Here is an 18760-nt window from a genome sequence, read left to right as displayed (position 1 = left end):
TGACCCGTCTTCGCGATTGTCCTTTGCAGCAGGCGCAACGATGGCGGGACGGATCGAGGAGATGGAGGCATTCGCCGCGGTCGCAAGCGCGGGCGGCTTCAGCGCGGCGGCGCGGCGGCTGGGAACGTCGACCTCGCGTCTGTCGCGAACGATCGGCGACCTCGAGGGCCGCCTCGGCGCGCGGCTATTCCACCGGACGACGCGCGCGCTCGCGCTGACCGAGGCGGGGTCGGCGTATCTAGACGCCACGACGCGGCTGATCGAAGACGTCCGCGCCGCTGAGGAATCGGTCGCCAGCTCGACCCTCACGCTCAGCGGCGTCATCCGCATGGCGGCGCCGATGCTGTTCGGGGTCGAGCGCGTCGGCCCGGCGCTGTTCCGCTTCATGGAGCTCCATCCGGGCGTGCGGATCGAGCTGATCCTCGACGACCGCATCACCGACCTGATCGGCGAGGGGATCGACATCGCGGTGCGGATCGGCACCCAGCTCCCCGATTCAGGGCTGATCGCCCGCTCGCTCGGGACGGTCGAGATGTACCTTGTCGGGGCGCCCGTGCTGCTCGACCGGCTCGGCCGCCCCGGAGTGCCCGAGGACTTGATCGCCTTTCCTAGCCTGACCTCGACGATCACCCGCGCCGACGAACCGTGGCGCTTTCCCGCGGCGGGCGGCACCCGCCTGTGCCGCGGACCCGAGCGGCTGCGGTCGCGGAGCGGCGAGATCCTGTGCGCCGCCGCGATCGCCGGCCTCGGGCTGACGATCCTGCCCGACTTCTTCGTCCGCGCCGCGCTCGCCGACGGCCGGCTGGAGCAATTGCTCCCCGCGCACCGCTTCGAGGCGGGGACGCTGCGGCTGATCTACCCGACGACGCGGAGCCAACCGGTCAAGGTCCGCGCGCTCGCCGACTTCCTCGCCGCCGAGTTCGGCACCGCGAATTCCGGGGTTGGCAAAGACCTGGCGCTGGCCGAAGCCGCAGCATGACCGCCGTCCCCCGCCGCCACTTCGCCGTGCTGTTTGTCGTCCTGCTGACCGTCGCGGCGGGCAATACCGCGCTCCAGTCGGTTCTGCCGTCGATCGCGCGGACGATCGGGATTCCGCCGTGGCAGGTCGCGCTGATCTTCTCGTTCTCGGCGCTGCTGTGGACGGTATCGGCGCCGTTCTGGGCGCGCCAGTCGGACATTCGCGGGCGCAAGACGCTGATGATGATCGGCATCGCCGGCTTCGGCGTGTCGTTCCTGGGGTGCGCCTGCGCGATCCTCGCCGGTCTGCGCGGCGTGCTCGTGCCCGTCGCGGTGTTCATCGTTTTCGCTGCGCTGCGGAGCATCTTCGGGCTGTTCGGCTCGGCGTCGAACCCGGCGGCGCAGGCCTATGTCGCCGCGCGGACGACGGCGTTCGAACGGACCGGCGCGCTCGCCGCGCTGACCTCGGCGGTCGGCCTCGGCACGATCCTTGGGCCCGGCGTCGCGCCGTATCTCCAGATCGCCGGGCTCGGCCTGTCGGGGCCGATGTTCGGCTTCGCCGCGATCGCGCTCGGCGTCGGCATCGGGCTGTGGCGGCTGCTCCCCGACGACAGCCCGGGGCACGACGTCGCTGCCATCGACCACGGCCACCACGGCGCACCGTCGTCGATGCCGACGATCCTCGGCGGCCCGACCGGCGGGTCGGCGCGCGCGGCGGAGGTCGGGCGGCGGCCACGGCTGCGGCTGCGCGATCCGCGGATCATGCCGTTCATGATCTACGGCTTCGCCAGCGGCAGCGTCCAGGCGGCGACCGGGCAGGCGCTCGGCTTCCTTATCATCGATTCGGTCGGCGGCACTCCCGCCGAGGCGGCAAAGTCGGTCGGCATCGCCTTCATGGTCGGCGCGGGCGCGACATTGCTCGCGCAATGGGGGCTGATCGGGATGCTGCGGATGAGCGCGTCGGCGCTAATGCGCTGGGGCGCGGGGCTGGCGGCGGCAGGGTGCCTCGGCATCGCCCTCGCGCACGACTATTCGGCGATCCTCGCCGCGTTCGCGCTGACCAGCCTCGGCTACGGCTTCGCCCGTCCCGGCTTCGTCGCGGGGGCGTCGCTGACGGTCGGCGAGGACGAGCAGGGCGCAGTCGCGGGGGCCGTGACCGCGATCAATGGCGCATGCTTCATCGTCGCTCCGACGGTCGGCATCGGGCTGTACGAGATCGGCGGGTCGTACCCATATCTGCTCGGCGCAGCGGCGCAGGTCGTCCTGCTCGGCTACGCGCTGTTCACCCCGGTCCTGCGCCGAGAGATGGGTGCCGCGCCGGTCGATTGATTCCGGCTGGGCAAAGCCGCCGCGATCAGCGTACACTTTCTCAAAATAACGTAAATTCTGGGGACGATGATGACCGACTGGCCCGCGATGTCGATCGCTGCTGCCCACGGCATGCTCACTGCACCGGGGCAGCCGCTCGAGATGGAGACCCGCGATGTTCGCGGTATTCCGACCCGGACGTGGAAGAACGCGCCGCCGACATTGGCGCATGTCTTCCTCGCCGGACGCGCACACGGCGACAAGGTGTTCCTCGTCCACGACGACGAGCGCATCACCTTCGAGGCGTTCTCGCGCGCGGTCCTCGCGCTCGCCGCGCAGCTCGCCGCCGACGGCGTGGCCAAGGGCGACCGCGTCGCGATCGTCATGCGCAACATTCCCGAATGGCCGGTGGCGTTCTTCGCAGCTCAGTTGTGCGGAGCGATCGTTACGCCGCTCAATGCGTGGTGGACCGGGGCCGAGCTCGAATACGGCCTCGTCGATTCAGGCGCGAAGCTCCTCCTCGTCGATGCCGAGCGGCTCGCCCGCCTGACCGCGCACCTCCCCGAATGCCGCGACCTGACGCGCATCTACGTCACGCGCAGCAACGACGAGGAGTCGGGGAACCCGCTCGTCCGCCGCCTCGAGGACGTCATCGGCACCCCCGAGACCTGGGCGGACTTGCCCGAAGGCACGATGCCGCCGGTCGCGATCGATCCCGAGGACGACGCGACGATCTTCTACACCAGCGGCACGACCGGCAAGCCGAAGGGCGCGCTCGGCACCCACCGCAACATCGTGTCGAACATCATGGCAAGTGCGCTGTCGGCGGCGCGAACGTATCTCCGCCGCGGCGAGGCTCCACCCGCGCCCGACCCGCTCGCACCGCAGAAGGGCACCCTGTTGTCGGTGCCGTTCTTCCACGCGACCGGCTGCCACGCCATCCTGTCGCCGTCGCTATTCGCCGGCGCGAAGCTGGTGATGATGCGCAAGTGGGACCCGGAGGTCGCGATGGCGCTGATCGAACGCGAGCGGCTGACCGGCTGCGGCGGCGTCCCGACGATCGCGTGGCAGATCATCGAGCATCCCAACCGCCACAACTACGACCTGTCGAGCCTCGAAAGCGTCGCGTATGGCGGCGCCCCGTCGGCCCCCGAGCTCGTCCGCCAGATCAAGTCGCAGTTCGGCGGCGCGAGCGCGGGCAACGGCTGGGGCATGACCGAGACGTCGGCGACCTTCACCCACCACATGGGCGAAGACTACCAGAACCGCCCCGACAGCGCCGGGCCGCCGGTGCCGGTGTGCGACGTCAAGGTGACCGACCCCGACGGGCGCGAGCTGCCCCCGGGCGAGGTCGGTGAATTGTGGGGACGCGGGCCGAACATCGTCAAGGAATACTGGCGCAAGCCGCAGGCGACCGCCGAAACCTTCATCGACGGCTGGGTTCGCACCGGCGACCTCGCGCGGATCGACGACGAAGGCTTCGTCTTCATCATCGATCGCGCCAAGGACATGCTCATCCGCGGCGGCGAGAACATCTACTGCGTCGAAGTCGAGAACGCGCTCTACGACCATCCGGCGGTGATGGACGCGGCAATCGTCGCGCGCCCGCACCACAGCCTCGGCGAGGAACCGGCGGCGGTGGTCACACTCAAGGACGGCGGCCACGCCACCGCCGACGAGCTTCGCGCCTTCGTCGCGGCGCGGCTGGCGGGGTTCAAGGTGCCGGTCGAAGTCCGCTTCTGGACCGGTCCGCTGCCGCGCAATGCCAACGGCAAGATTCTCAAGTCGGAGCTCAAGAAGCTCTTCGTTCCAGCGGCGGTCGCTGCATGACGGAACTGCGACACGCGCATCTCGTTTCACGCGTGTAAGCAGACAGGGATACAAGACATGGGCAAGGGTTGCATTCTTTGGGCGGTGGGCGTGCCGATCCCGGTCATCATCCTGCTGTATCTGTTCCACGTTCTGTAGGCGGGCCGTCACCGATCCGATTGTCATCCCGGCGTAGGCCGGGATGACAGCAAATAAGCGGTCGCTTTCCGCTGTCCTACACCCCCGGCGACAATGTACCCTTGCAGGTCGAGCCGGAGGAACATTGGTTGATCGATCGCGGAGCAATAGTCGACAGAGACGGCGATAGCCGGGCGCACGGCGTCTGGATCGCAGATCATGGCCGCCAGACCGCGTCGGGCGCAGAATGAAACCGAAAAACCACACGCTTCTGTGTGAACTTATTTTGAACTTAGCATCCGCTCCCCCCGGAATTCCGTCGTGAAGCACGATCCCGATCCCCCCGGCACCGCGTCGCGGCGCGCCGCGCTGCGCCTGCTGACGAGCGTTCTCGCGCAGGGCAAACCCCTTGACGGATCGATCGCCAACGCCTTCCACGGGGTCGAGCGGCCCGACGACCGCGCCCTTGCCCGCAGCCTTGCCAGCGGCGTTTTGCGCTGGCTGACCGACCTCGATGCGCTGATCGACAGCGCGACGCCGAAGCCGCTACCCTCCGACGCGCGCGCGCGGATGGCACTCCGCATCGGCCTTGCCGGGCGGCTGCTGCTCGACACGCCGCCGCACGCGGTCGTCTCGACGACGCTGGCGCTGACCGAGGGCGGGCCGCGGCGGCTGACCCACGCGGTCCTCTCGCGGCTGCTCCGCGAGAACGCGGCGCTGCCCGAGGTGCCGGCCCTGCCCGAGCCATATGGCGAGCGCTGGACGGCGGCATGGGGGGCCAACGTCGCCGCCGCCGCCGCCCGCGCCTTCGCCACCGAGCCGCCGATCGACCTGACGCTCCGCGACAGCAAGGAAACCGCTTATTGGACCGAAACCCTCGGCGGCGTGTCGCTCGCCCCGGGGCATGTCCGCCTGATCCGCCCAGGCTCGATCCCCGATTTGCCCGGGTTCGAGGATGGCGCGTGGTGGGTGCAGGACCTCGCCGCGAGCCTGCCGGCCCGGCTCCTCCGCCCGGCATCGGGGACGTCGACGCTCGACCTGTGCGCCGCCCCGGGAGGCAAGACGCTCCAGCTGGCGGCGATGGGGGCCGACGTCACCGCGCTCGATAGTTCGGAGGCGCGCCTCGACCGGGTGCGCGAAAACCTCGCGCGGACCCGGCTCGACGCCAGGATCGTCACGGTCGACGCGCTCGTCTGGTCGCCGCCCGCGCCGTTCGACGCGATCCTGCTCGACGCGCCGTGCTCGGCATCCGGGGTCTTCCGCCGCCACCCCGACGTGCTGTTCCTCAAGGGCGCGCGCGAACTTGCGCCGTTGCTGACGATCCAGGCGGCGCTGCTCGACCGCGCGGTCGACTGGATCGCGCCCGGTGGAACCCTCGTCTTCTCGACATGCAGCCTCGAAGCCGCCGAGGGCGAGGCGCAGGTCGAGGCGCTGCTCAGGCGGACCCGCGGTGTCGCGCTCGATCCGATCGCGGCCGACGAACTGCCCGACGGAATTGCTCCCGATGCGCGCGGGCAGGTCCGGCTCCTCCCCGGCACGCTCGCCGACGCGGGCGGCGCCGACGGCTTTTTCATCGCCCGTCTCAAAAAGGAGAAATAAACGGTTCCGCAACGATCTCGCACCCTTTCGGCTAAGCCGAGGCGCTGTTAGAGGAAATCATGCAGCAGCCGGTGCGTATTGCCCCCTCGATTCTATCCGCCGACTTCGCGCGGCTCGGCGAAGAAGTCCGCGCGCTCGACGCCGCCGGGGCCGACTACATCCATGTCGACGTCATGGATGGCCATTTCGTGCCCAATATCACGATCGGGCCGCTTGTGGTCAAGGCCTTAAGATCACACACTAAATTGACGTTCGACGTCCATTTGATGATCTCCCCCGCCGACCCGTATCTCGACGCCTTCGCCGAAGCCGGGGCCGACATATTGACTGTCCACCCCGAAGCCGGGCCGCACCTCCACCGGACGATCCAGCGGATCAAGGGCCTCGGCAAGCGCGCCGGCGTCTCGTTGAACCCGGCGACCCCGGCGAAGATGCTCGACTATGTTATCGACGACATCGACCTCGTCCTCGTCATGAGCGTCAACCCCGGCTTCGGCGGGCAGAGCTTCATCAGCAACCAGCTCCGCAAGATCGAGGCGATCCGCAAGATGATCGACAAGACCGGGCGGACGATCGACCTCGAGGTCGACGGCGGCATCGACCCGGTCACCGCCGCGCAGGCGATCGCCGCCGGCGCCGATGTCCTTGTCGCCGGGACCGCGACCTTCCGCGGCGGCCCGGGCGAGTATGCGGCGAACATCGCCCGGCTCCGCGCCGCATGACGACGGAGGCGAAGCCGCCGCCCGACGCGCCGCCCGGCGAACCCGACCTGTTCACCCCCAATGCCGAGCCGACACCGAGCGAGCGGCTGGTCCGCGTCGACGGCGACAAGGGCGTCTCGCTCGCCGAGCGCGTCACTGCGGGGCTGCACCGCCTGAGCTACCGCACCGCGCTCCACCGCATCCGCCTGCGCGGGCGCTTCCCCCTGAAGCTGCTCGCGGTTCCCGCCGACCCGGTCCCGGGCGACGTCGCCGCCGGGGAGCGCATCGTCCGCGGGCGGCTCGCCTTCGCCGGCCATAACGCCCCGGCGAAAACCGTCCACTTCGCCGATCCGGGAGCCCCCGCGGCGTGGCGCGACTGGGCACACAGCTTCGTCTGGCTCCGCGATCTCGCCGCCGTCGCTGATCGCCGGACCGGGTCAGCCGTCGCCGAGCCGCTCGTCGCGCGCTGGCTCGCCGACCACAACGACTTCAACGCGACCGCGTGGCGCCCCGACCTGCTCGCGCTGCGGCTGATGTTCTGGACCGCTTATGCGCCATACATCCTGTCGTCGCCCGACCTCGTCTACCGCTCGGCGGTTTTGAACGCCCTCGCCCGCTGGGCCCGCCACCTCGACCGCGCGATCGACCGGCTGCCCGAGGGACCGGCGCGCGTGACGGCGGCGGCGGGGCTGATCGTCGCCGGGCTCGTCATTCCCGGGGTCGAGGCGCGGCTGGCACGCGCCGAGACGCTGTTCGAGCGCGCGCTGGATGCGGTCGTCCTGCCCGACGGCGCAACCGCCGACCGTTCGCCGATCACCCAGCTCGAGCTGCTCGAACTGCTGCTGTTCGTCCAGTCGACCTACGCCGCGCGCGGCCGCAAGCCCCCCGCCGCCGTCCTCGCCGGGTTCGAGCGGCTGGTCCCGGCGCTCAAGTCGATCGTCATGGGCGACGGCGGCGTCGGCGCCTGGCACGGCGGCGCGGCGGCGAAACCGGGGCGCATCGACCATGCGATGGCGCGATCGGGGATCATGCCGCGCCCGAGCCGGTCGACGAGCTTCGGCGGCTACCAACGCCTCTCGGCCGGCAAGACGCTGATCGTCGTCGATGCCGCGCCGCCGCCACAGGCCCGCGCCGCCGCCGGCGCGCATGCCGGGACGCTCGCCTTCGAACTGTCCGACGGGGCCAGCCGCCTGATCGTCAATTGCGGCGGGAGCAGCGTTCCCCTTCCGCTTCCGGTCGCGCTTGCCGCCGCCTTGCGGACCACTTCGGCGCATTCGACGCTGGTCCTCGCCGACAGCAATTCGACGCGGATCCGCCCCGACGGTGCACTCGGCCGCGGGGTCGAGGAGGTCGTCGTCAACCGGCAGGAGAGCGAGGAAGGCATCTGGCTCGACCTCGCCCACGACGGCTATGTCCGCCGCTTCGGCGTCCATCACCGGCGACGGCTGTTCCTGTCGGCAAACGGCAGCGACCTGCGCGGCGAGGACATCATCGAGCCCGCCCCCGGACGGCGGTTGCGGCGACGCGGGGCGCGCGCCGCGTTCGACGTCCGCTTTCATCTCGGTCCGGGCATCGAAGTGACCCCGACCGCCGACGGCCAGGCGGCCTTGCTCAAGCTCACCGACGGGCGCGTCTGGCAGGTCCGTGCCCGCGGCGGCCCGTTGACGGTCGACGAAAGCGTCTGGATCGACCATGACGGCGCACCGCGAACGACGCGGCAACTCGTCATCAGCGGCACGACAACGGCGACGGGCGCGGCGAGCATCAACTGGTCGTTCAAGCGCGCCGGACGCTGAGCAAGGAATTTATGGACACGATCAAGATCACCCGCGCCCTGCTGTCGGTCAGCGACAAGACCGGGCTCGTCGACCTCGGCACCGCGCTCGCCCGCCACGGCGTCGAGCTCGTCTCGACCGGCGGCACGGCGGCGGCACTGCGCGCGGCAGGGCTGACCGTAACCGAGGTCGCCGACCTGACCGGCTTCCCCGAGATGATGGACGGGCGGGTCAAGACGCTCCACCCGACGGTCCATGGCGGCCTGCTCGCGCTGCGCGACGCCCCCGACCATCTTGCGGCGATGGCGGCCCACGGCATCGCCCCGATCGACCTTGCGGTGGTCAACCTGTACCCGTTCGCCGCGACGGTGGCGAAGGGGGCCGACCGCGACACGGTCATCGAGAATATCGACATCGGCGGCCCGGCGATGATCCGCTCGGCAGCGAAGAACCATGGCTTCGTCGCCTGCGTCACCGATCCGCAGGACTATAACGCGCTGATCACCGAGCTCGACACGACCGGCGGCAGCACCAGCCTCGCCACGCGCAAGCGCCTCGCCGCGACCGCCTTCGCCGCGACCGGCGCGTACGATGCGATGATCGCCGACTGGTTCAGCACGGTCGACCAGGGTGAGACCTTCCCGGCTGTCCGCATCATGGCGAGCCGGCTGGTGAACACGCTCCGCTACGGCGAAAACCCCCACCAGTCGGCCGCGCTGTACGTGCCCGTCGGACCGGCAGCACGCGGCATCGGCCAGGCCGAGCAGGTCCAGGGCAAGGAGCTGAGCTACAACAACCTCAACGACGCCGATGCCGCGCTCGAGCTCGTCGCCGAGTTCCGCGACGGCCCGCCGACCGTGGTCATCGTCAAGCACGCCAACCCGTGCGGCGTCGCCACTGGCGCGACCCTGCTCGAGGCGTATCAAGCAGCGCTGGCGACCGACCCGGTGTCGGCGTTCGGCGGGGTGATCGCGGTCAACCGTCCGCTCGACGAGGCGACCGCGCGGGCGATGACCGAGATCTTCACCGAGGTCGTCGCCGCTCCGGGGGCCGACGATGCGGCGCGGGCGGTGTTCGCCGCCAAGAAGAACCTCCGCCTGCTGCTGACCGGCGACCTGCCCGATCCGGCGCGGCGCGGCCTGACGACGAAGATCATCGCCGGGGGCGTGCTGGTGCAGGAGCGTGACTCAGGCACCCTCACCGACGACATGCTCAAGATCGTCACCCAGCGCCAGCCGACCGCCGCCGAGCTCGCCGACCTCAAGTTCGCGTGGACCGTCGCCAAGCACGTCAAGTCGAACGCCATCGTCTATGCCAAGGACAGGAGCACCGCCGGGATCGGTGCCGGGCAGATGAGCCGGGTCGATTCGACCCGGATCGCGGCATCGAAGGCCCGCGACGCCGCCGCCACCGCGGGCTGGCCCGAGCCGCGGACGATCGGCAGCGCGGTCGCCTCGGACGCCTTCTTCCCCTTCGCCGACGGCCTGATCGCGGTTGCCGAGGCCGGGGCGACGGCGGTGATCCAGCCGGGGGGCTCGATCCGCGATGCCGAGGTGGTCGCTGCCGCCGACGAGCGCGGGATCGCGATGGTCTTTACCGGGATGCGGCACTTCCGGCACTAAAGGGGGCCACGCGATGCACTTCGACCCGAACCAGGTCTTCCCGATCCTGATCCCGCTGGTGATCATCGGCGTGCTCGTGATCCGCCGCCGCAAGCCGCAGCGCATCCGCATCGAGCGGCTGTGGATCATGCCGGTGCTGATGACCGCGTTCATCGGCTCGGGGCTGTATTACACCCCGCATGCCGCGTTCCACCCGCTGACCTATGCCGCCTTTGCCATCGCCCTCGCGGTGGGCTTGGTCGCCGGGTGGTTCCGCGCGCGGACGGTGCCGATGAGCTTCGACGCCGCCAGCGGCACCGTCGTCACCGAGCCGTCGATCGTCGCGATCGTCGTCCTTGTCGCGCTGTTCGCCGGGCGCAGCCTGCTCCGCATGGCGCTGGCGGGGTCGGCGACGGGGATCGATGCGGGGACGATCTCCGATGGTTTCCTGCTGTTCGCGGTCGGCTTGATCGTCGGCGGCCGGATCGAGATGTTCGTCCGCGGGCAGCGGCTGATCCGGTCGGGGACCGCGGTCGCCATGCCGTCCTGATCAGCGACAGTACCTAGTCGGCGCGCTGCCGCTTGAACAACAGGCGGTCGCTCGGTCCGAAGCCGAGCCACCAGACCAGCCCGCCGAAGGTGCCAAGGATCGCGACCAGCCCGACCGAGAGCTGCGCCCATTCGGGCAGATGCTGGACGCCGAGTCCGACGCCGAATGCGGGTACAGCCGCGAGGATCAGCGCAATCCGCCACCCCGACACCGGGCTTCCGAGTTCGCGCCGCAAAAGCCACGACTTGGCCATCGATACGAGCAGGACCGACACCGCGAGCCCGCCTGCCGCCGCGAGCGCGCCATAGCGCTGGACGAAAACCAGCGTCACCCCCGCCTGGACGACAAGCCCGGCGACCGCGATCGCGAGGTTGGTCCGCCGCCGGACATAGATCAGCGCCGCTTCGGCGACCGCACCCTGGCTGGCGAGAAGCTCGACCGTCAGGAGCACCGCAAGCACGACCGCACCGTTGGCGAACGCCGGACCGAACAGCCCCATCGACGCCCGTGCAGTCAGCCCGAGCGCGAGGACGACGGCGAACTGCGCAGCGAGGATCCAGAACGCGACCTGGCGGACATGCCCCGCGACGGCTTCGGTGTCGCCGCGCGCAAGGCTCGTCGTCAGCAGCGGCGCGAGGATCGGGTCGAAGCTGTTCTTGAGCTTGGCGGCGAGCGACGCGATATTCTGCGCGACGAAATAGATGCCGGTGACCTCGGCGCTGGCGAAGCGGCCGAGGAGGAAGAAGTCGAGCCGCCGCGATCCCCAGTCGGCGACGTCGGCCCCCGCGAGAGGGGCGTTCGCCCGTGCAAGCGCGATCAACCTCGCGAACGACGGCCGCCAGCGGTGCGGCCAGCCGAAGGTGCGGATGCACGGGATCAGCGACGCCGCGACCGCCGCGAGCATCGACGCGGCATAGGCGACGAGCAGCCCGTCGCTCTTGCCGACCAAATACCACGCCGGCACCGCCATCAGTGTCAAAGTCCACGGTTCGATGATCGACCGCGCCCGGACCTGCGCCGCAATGTCGTGGCGGAAGGCGAGGCCGGCGAGGCTGATATCCGACGCCGCGACCGCGAGCGCGATCAGCGGGAAAAAATGATCGAGCGCGCTGACCTCGCCCGCCGGGAAGACGAGCGCCGGCAGCGCCATCAACAGCACCGCCCCGGCGGCCGCAAGCACCGCGCCGAGGAGCAGCGCGTCGGCGACGGTATTGGCGTGCGGGTCCTTTTCCTGCGCAAGTTCCTCGGCGAGGCCGCGCTTCAGCCCGAGTGTCGCGAGCTGCGCGGTCAGTTCGACGACGAGGATCGCGTAGCCGAAGCGCCCGACCTCGCCGCTGCCGTAGAGCCGCCCGGCGATGAACAGGAACGGCATCCGCGCGAGGAGCCGCAGGAGGAAACCGCCGAAGCTGGTCCGGCCGCCGCTCGCGAGGACCGCGGTGTCGTCGGCCGCGACGGCGGTGCTGCCCGGGGGATCGGCGATGACGCCCGGCTTCACGTCGGCACGTGGACCCGTCGATACGCCCCGCGGAAATACAGCAGGGGATCATGCTCGGCGTTCATCCGCAGGCGCTCGACCCGCCCGATGATGACGCGGTGATCGCCGCCGTCGTGGTCGGCGAACATCGTGCAGGCGAAGTTCGCCAGCGCCCCGGTCAGGATCGGCAGCCCGTCCCAATCCTCCCACGTCGCCTCGGCAAAGCGGTCGACGTCGCGTCGGGCAAATCGGTCGGCAACCGCCTGCTGGTTGGCCGCGAGGACATTGATCGCAAAACGCTGCGACGCCTCGACGGTCGGCAGCGCCGACGCCGTCCGCGCCGGGCAGAACAGCAGCAATGGCGGATCGAGCGAGACCGACGTCAGGCTGTTCGCAGTCAACCCGACCCGGTTGCCGTCGGGCCCGCGCGTCGTGACGACAGTCACGCCGGTGGCAAAGGCGCCGAACGCATCGCGCAAGCGCCGCGCGTCGTTCGGGTCGTGCTCGTCGGGGTCGCGGTGGGGCAGGGCTGTCACGCGGGCATCCCTAGCCGGACTGGGGCCGACGTCAACGCTACCGGCGCGCATCGCCGAGCCTTCCGACCGGTGTTGTGGCGGCAAAGTCGCAGGCGGAAAGTGATCAGCGGCACCGCGTTGCCGAGAAAAGCCGCGGCTCGACTGACCAGTAAGGCATGGAAGCCACTGAGCGAGACACCGAGCGCCTCACAAAGCCATGACACCGGTGCTTCGCAATGAAGGCGAACCCCATATCGAGCTCCTCGCGAATTAGGCGGCCGCTTTTTAAGGATGATAACGGAGAAGTGGAGCCATGCCGTCGTGGCGTCAGCCTGGCAGCAACCGAATGCGCACAAGAACGATGTGGTCATCCGGGATAACACTCAGGCGCTCATCGCCGTTCAGGACCCGTGTCGTCGTCCAGTTCGCATCGTCAATTTTCCCCTCTTCGACCCGGTCCACCTCGGCCAAGCGGCCGTTCTTGGAAAAGTCAGCAGTGAACCCTTTGCCGAGCAGCAGAAAGGTGTCGTGGCCCTCGTATATAACGAGCCCAAACGGTCGACCGTCACCCGGAGCTGGGCGGCTGCCGGGTCCGTCCGTCTCGCTGGGCAGCGGCGCAGGCGGCGGCGGCGCCTGCAAGCCTACGTCCAGCAACATCTGCTTCAGGAGCGATTGCGATTGCTGGATCGCGACCGTGTAGCCCCCAAGCTTCAACTCGGCGGGTTTCCCGTCATCCAGCAGGATTGCCGCAATGCGCCCCTCGGCCTGGGCTGAGGCGATCACCGCCGTCATCGGGTTTAGTATAGCCAACGCTTGCGAAAGCTGCCCGTCGGCACGCCCATCCTCGATGCCGAATATCGCATAGCCGAGAGCGGCATGCTGCCCCAGCGCCCAGAACATGTCACCGGTCTTGAACTGGCTCTCCGGAACGAACAGCGGGTTGCCCGCATGATCATAGTCGGCAAGCGGCACCTTAGCGTTCGGAAGGTAGATATCGGGAGCCAGCAGGTCGAGTGACGGCGCTGCCGCCTTCCAGATGTCGAGCACGCGTTTGGCGGGACCGCCGCTGGGGTAGAGGCCGGCAGTTGGCTGGCCCGGCTGAGGGCCGAGCCACGCGTTGGTGTACATCGGCAACGCGAGTGCTTTCTTGCCGGCTGCTGCCAACGCTTCCATGTATCGCCCGAAGTGCCAGGCCATAAAGATTTCGTCGGCTTGCCAGTCGGTGCCGAAGACCTCCGCCCAGGTCCCCGTCATACGACGACCCTGCCGGGTCCATACCTCGGCCAGTTCAGGCTTTAGCTGGGAGCTATGGGCGGCGAGATACCGGGTCAGCGACGACGGCACCGGCTGCCGCCATGCCGCTTCTGCCAAGGGCGACCGATCGCGGCTGTCGCGGAGCAGTCCGCTCTCGTTGTTGACCTGCACCATGATGACACGGTGGTCGGCATCCACCCGCGCGAGGTGCGTCATCAAAGCTACGAACGCGGCACAGTCGGCCTTCATGAGATCCGGGGAGAAGACCGATAGAACGGGCTTCGGCATGGCGCCCTTATAGGTGAACGCCTCCTTTGCCTGCCCGTTCGCGACGGCACGCGGGAACCGGGCGAGGTCACGGCGCACCCAGCTGGGTGCGTAGGTCGAACTGGCATTCTTGAATGCGCCAAACCAGATCAGGACAAGGCGCATGTCACGTCGATGGGCCTGAGCGATCTGGGCATCTACCGCGGCGAAATCATACTTGCCCTCGATAGCCTCGACGTCTTCCCAGCTGACCGTTCCGATGACAGTGCGGACATGCATCCGCTGAAGCTTGTCCCAGATGAGCTCCATATACTGCGGGCTGGAGGCACTTGAGTTATGCAACTCGCCGCCGAGCGCAAGGAATGGCTTGCCCTCGACAAGCAACTGCCTGTTCTTGATAACCGGGAGGTCGCCGGCCCGTGCACCGCATGCCGCGACCAAGGTTGCGGCGCTGAACAGCGACTGTCGCAGCCGACGCATCGGTTATCCTCCCCAAACTTCATTTATGACTAGAGCGGCTGTTCTATTTTAGCGAGGAAAGTTTTCGTCGAAGAAGACGAGCCGACGATCGAAGCAACGCAGGAGGCACTCGGCTCACAGGATTTTTGGGATGCGCGATCGGCGATCCTGGCAACCGATGCGGGTGCCATACGCGCTCGATGTCATCTCATGCAGCTAAGACGGTCTTCGGCGGAAGGTGGACCGACGAGTAGACTAATTTGATGTAAATATGGTCGCCATGGATGCGGGAAATCCGCTTCATACTGTCGTTTAACAAACTACCGAGATGAGCCACTCTGATTGATGCTGCTCAAACTGATGTCCAAAGCCATCCTTGATGGCCGCGACTGACCCTGTCACCGCCGCAGGTTTAAACGATGGATCGAAACTGCATCGATCGTGAGCCTCATATCAGGCAATACACTTGGCGCGACAGGCAGGCGGCTAGGCGTCAGAGAAATTAAGCTCGAGTTCGACACCGTCGGGATCGGTCACACGAATCTGGCGAAGGCCAATCGAGGCGACTTCGTCGGTTGTATAAGGCAAGCTGTGCCGCTCGAGCCGGGCGATTGCCGCAGGATAATCGCGGCAGGTGAAGGCGATATGATCGATCGCTCCGGTGCCGACACTGTAACTGCCCGGCCGCACTCGAAGGTGAATGACCGGCCGCCCGGTCGCGTCGTGAAGCCACTGAAGTTCGTCTGGCCTGTGCGGCGCCGGTGGATCGTTCGGATCGAGCCCCAGCACGTCGGCGTAATACCGCGCCGATATAGCCAGATCTTGGACGATAATGTTGACGTGGTCGATGCCGAGTATCGTCATATACTGCCTAACATTTACTTTCACGCTCAAGCTTGCGGCCCCCGGCCTGTTTCCGGAATGCTACGCCGTGAAACGGAGGAGGGTCGCGATCCGTCTGTCGATCGAACTAGAATTGATATTCTATTGGGCTTACACGGATAGGCATGCTCGTTCGACTCACATTGTTGACGATTCTCGCGATTGCCGACCCGACCCCGACTTTGGCTGCCGATTTGCTCTCTGACGGGTTCCTCCACCCGCCCAAAAACGCGCGTCCGCTGGCGTGGTGGCACTGGATGAACGGGAACGTGTCGGCCGAAGGAGCCAAGCTCGATCTTGAATGGTTGTCCGAAGCCGGCGTCGGCGGCGTACAAATGTTCGAGGCCGGCCTAGGTACCCCGCTCGTGGTCGCCCAGCCCGCACCGTTCATGTCTTCCGAATGGACGGCGGCTTTGCGCACCAGCGCCACAACAGCGAAAATGCTAGGGCTTGATCTGACGATCGCCGCCTCACCCGGATGGAGCGCCACCGGAGGCCCCTGGGTCACCCCGGTTGACGGGATGAAGAAGTTGGTCTGGAGCGAGACGCACATCGACGGCGGCCGGCGCTTCCACGCCCAGCTTGCCAATCCTCCAATGATCGCTGGCCCTTATCAAGACGTCCCGCTCACCGTGGTGGAGCCGGGCATGGCTGCAGGGCCGGCGCTATATGGTGACGCGGCAGTGATTGCCTTTCGAAGCGGAACTGCACCGCGCCCCACAGCTGTACAGGTGACAGCAAGTCGTGGATCGGTCGATGCCGCGCTGTTAAGCGATGGCGCTTGGGGACAGGCCATGTCGTTGCCGTATACGCCAACTGATCCAACTGCCTGGCTACTCTATGATTTCGGCAAGCCCGTAACGATCCGCTCCGCTGCGGTCGGCATGCCGGGCCCTCGCGGATTTGGCACGCCTTTGCCCTCGCTCGCGTTCGTCGAGGCAAGTGATGACGGCCACGTCTTCCGCCGATTGGCTGCACTGCCGCCAAGCGGGTCGCCAGTGCGTTCCGTCGGGTTCGCCGCCGAAACCGCGCGCTGGTTCCGCATCCGTTTCGAGCCCGACGCGTCTGCGCCCGTAGTCGATGCGCCACCAGCTGCTGGCGCACTAATGCCCAGGTTTGGCCCGCCGCCGCCACTCGCTTATGCGGTTTCCGAGGTCATGCTCGATCCTGCACCAAGGCTGTCGGCGGCCGAAGAGAAGGCTGGTTTTGCGACTTTGCTTAATTACGATGCCGTCCTTGAGCCAGCAGCATCGGGAGTCGATCCGCGAACGATCATCGACCTGACCCAGCGGATGCAGACAGATGGAACGCTCGACTGGACGCCCCCGACCGGGCAGTGGACGGTTTTGCGACTGGGCTGGTCTCTGACTGGACATCGCAATGGCCCCGCGCCCGACGAAGCGACCGGGCTCGAGGTTGATAAACTCGATGCAGGGCGCGTAGCCGCTTACTCCGACCATTACCTTGGTCTGTATGAGAATGCGCTTGGTGGACCGTTGCGGCCTGCGGGAGTGACTGGGCTCCTGAGCGACAGCATCGAAGCAGGTCCACAGACATGGACCGAAACGCTGCCCGCTCAGTTTCGGCAGCGTCGGGGCTATGATCCGACGCCCTGGCTAGCGGCTTTGACGGGCGTCGTCGTCGGCAATACTGCGGAAAGCGAGCGGTTCTTGTGGGACTGGCGGCGAACCATCGCCGAACTCTACGCTGACGCTCACTATGCGACCCTCAGAACTGCGGCACTACATCGGGGCTTAACGTATTACGCGGAGGCGCTCGAGGACCACCGGCCGCAACTTGGCGATGACATGGCTATGCGCGCCCGCGCTGACGTGCCGATGGCGGCGATGTGGGCCCTTGCGCCGGGGGGAGAACCGAAAGCGACCTTCGTGGCCGACATTGCCGGCGCAGCATCGGTTGCAAACCTCTACGGTAAGCCGGTTGTGGCCGCTGAATCGTTTACGGCGTTCGGTAGCCCGTGGGCGTTTGCGCCATCTGATTTGAAGGCAACCGCTGACCTCGAGATGGCGCTTGGCGTGAATTTGATCGTCATTCACACCTCTGCGCACCAGCCGCTTGTGGATGCCGCGCCCGGCATCGCGCTGGCTCCATTTCTCGGCCAGTATTTTACGCGCAACGAGACGTGGGCTCCGATGGCTCGAGCGTGGACTGATTACCTCGCGCGGGGATCGTTTTTGCTCCAGCAGGGTCGGCACGCGGCCGATATCCTCTATTTCTACGGTGAGGAATCCCCGATCACCGGTCTCTATGGCGACGCGATGCCGCGCGACTTGCCGGATGGATACGGGGTTGATTTCTTGAATACCGAGGCGCTGGCGACACGCTTGCACGTCGACCAAGGTGCGCTCGTGACGCCGAATGGATTGCGCTACCGGCTGCTTCAACTCGGCGGCAGCAGTTCACGGATGACACTAGCGACACTGCGCCGGATTCATGAGCTCCTGACGGCGGGTGCCTCCGTCGTCGGAACACGGCCGCTCGGCTCGCCAAGTCTTTCAGATGATGATGCGGCGGTCGCGCGCGAAACTACTGAGATCTGGGGTCCTCCGGGTACAACAGGCCAACGTTCTGTCGGGCGCGGCTTCCTGTTCGGCGACGGTGACGTGAAAACAGCCTTGGGTGCGCTCGATCTCGACCGTGACTGGCGCTGGTCGGGCAACTCGGATGCGCGGCTGGCGGTGATCCACCGCAAGCTCGATGACGGCGAGCTTTATTACGTCGTCAATCGGCGGGCCCGGCGGGAAGCTGGCGAATTAAGCCTCCGTGTCGCCGGCCGGGTCCCCGAACTATGGCGAGCGGACGACGCGCAGAAGGAGGCGGTCTCGTATCGAGTCGCCGGCGCGAGGACATTGATCCCTCTCGATCTCGCACCCGGTGACGCGGTATTTATAGTCTTGCGCCGCCTCACGACGATCAAATCGGTCACGATACCGGTCGCCTCGACCAGAACGATCGCCGCCCTCGGGAAAAACTGGCAATTGACTTTGGCTGCAGGACGCGGGGCCCCTGCTGGCCGCCACCCTACTAATCTAGGATCCTGGACCGCATCGACAGATTCCGGCGTGCGCTATTTTTCGGGAATTGGCACTTATACGAACGCAGTTACCGTGACGAAGGCAACACTATCGAAAGCTCGGCGGATCATGCTCGACCTCGGCGAAGTCCGCGACATCGCCGAGGTGTCGGTCAATGGTCGACGGGCCGGGACAGCTTGGCGGCCGCCGTATCAAACCGAAATCACACCGTTTCTTCACGCCGGCACCAACCGAATTGCAATCCGCGTCGCGAACCTGTGGGTTAATCGGCTGATCGGCGACGCCCAGCCAGGCGCACGACAAATCACCCACACGACCGGGTCGACCTATTCTGCCAGCGCACCACTTCGTCCATCCGGATTGCTAGGGCCTGTCCGGCTCATTGCACTCGACCAGAAATAATTAAGCGGCGCGA

The 18760-nt window shown here is 67.4% G+C and carries 14 protein-coding genes; 10 read left to right on the top strand and 4 right to left on the bottom strand.

The genetic code is table 11. From position 1 onward, the window contains the following. Nucleotides 1–40: 40 nt before the first annotated feature. The 8 genes from KTC28_RS05195 to KTC28_RS05160 all read left to right on the top strand — a co-directional run bounded on the left by KTC28_RS05195 (nt 41) and on the right by KTC28_RS05160 (nt 10438). Complete coding sequence (locus KTC28_RS05195) at nt 41–979, top strand: LysR family transcriptional regulator (RefSeq protein WP_216710565.1); 939 nt, start codon at nt 41–43, stop codon at nt 977–979. Continuing rightward, nucleotides 976–2286 (top strand): MFS transporter, encoded by a 1311-nt coding sequence (locus KTC28_RS05190; RefSeq protein ID WP_216710566.1) that lies wholly within the window; start codon nt 976–978, stop codon nt 2284–2286. The genes KTC28_RS05195 and KTC28_RS05190 overlap by 4 nt, the downstream gene beginning before the upstream one ends. A gap of 69 nt (nt 2287–2355) precedes the next feature. Continuing rightward, nucleotides 2356–4095 carry a class I adenylate-forming enzyme family protein gene (locus KTC28_RS05185; protein ID WP_216710567.1) on the top strand — a complete coding sequence of 580 codons (1740 nt, stop codon included), beginning with the start codon at nt 2356–2358 and terminating at the stop codon, nt 4093–4095. Nucleotides 4096–4533: 438 nt separating this feature from the next. After that, nucleotides 4534–5811, top strand: coding sequence for an RsmB/NOP family class I SAM-dependent RNA methyltransferase (locus tag KTC28_RS05180; RefSeq protein WP_255602290.1), 1278 nt, complete (start codon nt 4534–4536; stop codon nt 5809–5811). Nucleotides 5812–5870: 59 nt separating this feature from the next. Further along, complete coding sequence (gene rpe, locus KTC28_RS05175; protein WP_216710568.1) at nt 5871–6533, top strand: ribulose-phosphate 3-epimerase; 663 nt, start codon at nt 5871–5873, stop codon at nt 6531–6533. After that, entirely contained in the window at nt 6530–8308 is a 1779-nt protein-coding gene (locus KTC28_RS05170) for a heparinase II/III family protein (protein ID WP_216710569.1), read from the top strand. Before rpe ends, KTC28_RS05170 begins: the two co-directional genes overlap by 4 nt. 11 nt (nt 8309–8319) lie before the next feature. After that, nucleotides 8320–9909, top strand: a complete 1590-nt coding sequence (purH, locus tag KTC28_RS05165) for a bifunctional phosphoribosylaminoimidazolecarboxamide formyltransferase/IMP cyclohydrolase (RefSeq protein WP_216710570.1) — start codon at nt 8320–8322, stop codon at nt 9907–9909. A 13-nt stretch (nt 9910–9922) separates the two neighbouring features. Further along, a complete protein-coding gene (locus tag KTC28_RS05160) occupies nt 9923–10438 on the top strand; it encodes a CcdC protein domain-containing protein (protein WP_216710571.1) in 516 nt (171 codons plus the stop codon). 13 nt (nt 10439–10451) lie between these two features. Here KTC28_RS05160 and KTC28_RS05155 read toward each other — a convergent pair whose 3' ends face one another. The 3 genes from KTC28_RS05155 to KTC28_RS05145 all read right to left on the bottom strand — a co-directional run bounded on the left by KTC28_RS05155 (nt 10452) and on the right by KTC28_RS05145 (nt 14428). After that, entirely contained in the window at nt 10452–11933 is a 1482-nt protein-coding gene (locus KTC28_RS05155) for a lipopolysaccharide biosynthesis protein (protein ID WP_255602288.1), read from the bottom strand. Then, nucleotides 11930–12448: a flavin reductase family protein gene (locus KTC28_RS05150; RefSeq protein WP_255602287.1), complete on the bottom strand. Its 519-nt coding sequence runs from the start codon at nt 12446–12448 to the stop codon at nt 11930–11932. Before KTC28_RS05150 ends, KTC28_RS05155 begins: the two co-directional genes overlap by 4 nt. Nucleotides 12449–12754: 306 nt before the next feature. After that, nucleotides 12755–14428 carry a GH35 family beta-galactosidase gene (locus tag KTC28_RS05145; protein ID WP_216710573.1) on the bottom strand — a complete coding sequence of 558 codons (1674 nt, stop codon included), beginning with the start codon at nt 14426–14428 and terminating at the stop codon, nt 12755–12757. Between the two features lie 45 nt (nt 14429–14473). Between KTC28_RS05145 and KTC28_RS05140 the strand changes: the two genes are divergently transcribed. Then, nucleotides 14474–14671, top strand: coding sequence for a hypothetical protein (locus KTC28_RS05140; RefSeq protein WP_223132303.1), 198 nt, complete (start codon nt 14474–14476; stop codon nt 14669–14671). Nucleotides 14672–14893: 222 nt separating this feature from the next. Here the strand turns inward: KTC28_RS05140 and KTC28_RS05135 are convergent, their stop codons facing one another. Then, nucleotides 14894–15271 (bottom strand): VOC family protein, encoded by a 378-nt coding sequence (locus KTC28_RS05135; RefSeq protein WP_216710574.1) that lies wholly within the window; start codon nt 15269–15271, stop codon nt 14894–14896. Between the two features lie 164 nt (nt 15272–15435). Between KTC28_RS05135 and KTC28_RS05130 the strand changes: the two genes are divergently transcribed. Then, nucleotides 15436–18747 carry a glycosyl hydrolase gene (locus tag KTC28_RS05130; RefSeq protein WP_216710575.1) on the top strand — a complete coding sequence of 1104 codons (3312 nt, stop codon included), beginning with the start codon at nt 15436–15438 and terminating at the stop codon, nt 18745–18747. The last annotated feature ends 13 nt before the right edge of the window (nt 18748–18760 follow it).

The sequence above is a fragment of the Polymorphobacter megasporae genome, assembly GCF_018982885.2.
GTDB classification, from domain to species: Bacteria; Pseudomonadota; Alphaproteobacteria; order Sphingomonadales; family Sphingomonadaceae; genus Polymorphobacter_B; species Polymorphobacter_B megasporae.
This window is presented reverse-complemented; position numbering and strand designations above follow the sequence as displayed.

Excerpts from the sequence above, each read along its gene's own strand:
- KTC28_RS05195 (WP_216710565.1), top strand. The coding sequence starts at position 41 with ATGGCGGGACGGATCGAGGAGATGGAGGCATTCGCCGCGGTCGCAAGC.
- KTC28_RS05190 (WP_216710566.1), top strand. The coding sequence starts at position 976 with ATGACCGCCGTCCCCCGCCGCCACTTCGCCGTGCTGTTTGTCGTCCTG.
- KTC28_RS05185 (WP_216710567.1), top strand. The coding sequence starts at position 2,356 with ATGACCGACTGGCCCGCGATGTCGATCGCTGCTGCCCACGGCATGCTC.
- rpe (WP_216710568.1), top strand. The coding sequence starts at position 5,871 with ATGCAGCAGCCGGTGCGTATTGCCCCCTCGATTCTATCCGCCGACTTC.
- KTC28_RS05170 (WP_216710569.1), top strand. The coding sequence starts at position 6,530 with ATGACGACGGAGGCGAAGCCGCCGCCCGACGCGCCGCCCGGCGAACCC.
- purH (WP_216710570.1), top strand. The coding sequence starts at position 8,320 with ATGGACACGATCAAGATCACCCGCGCCCTGCTGTCGGTCAGCGACAAG.
- KTC28_RS05160 (WP_216710571.1), top strand. The coding sequence starts at position 9,923 with ATGCACTTCGACCCGAACCAGGTCTTCCCGATCCTGATCCCGCTGGTG.
- KTC28_RS05145 (WP_216710573.1), bottom strand. The coding sequence starts at position 14,428 with ATGCGTCGGCTGCGACAGTCGCTGTTCAGCGCCGCAACCTTGGTCGCG.
- KTC28_RS05135 (WP_216710574.1), bottom strand. The coding sequence starts at position 15,271 with ATGACGATACTCGGCATCGACCACGTCAACATTATCGTCCAAGATCTG.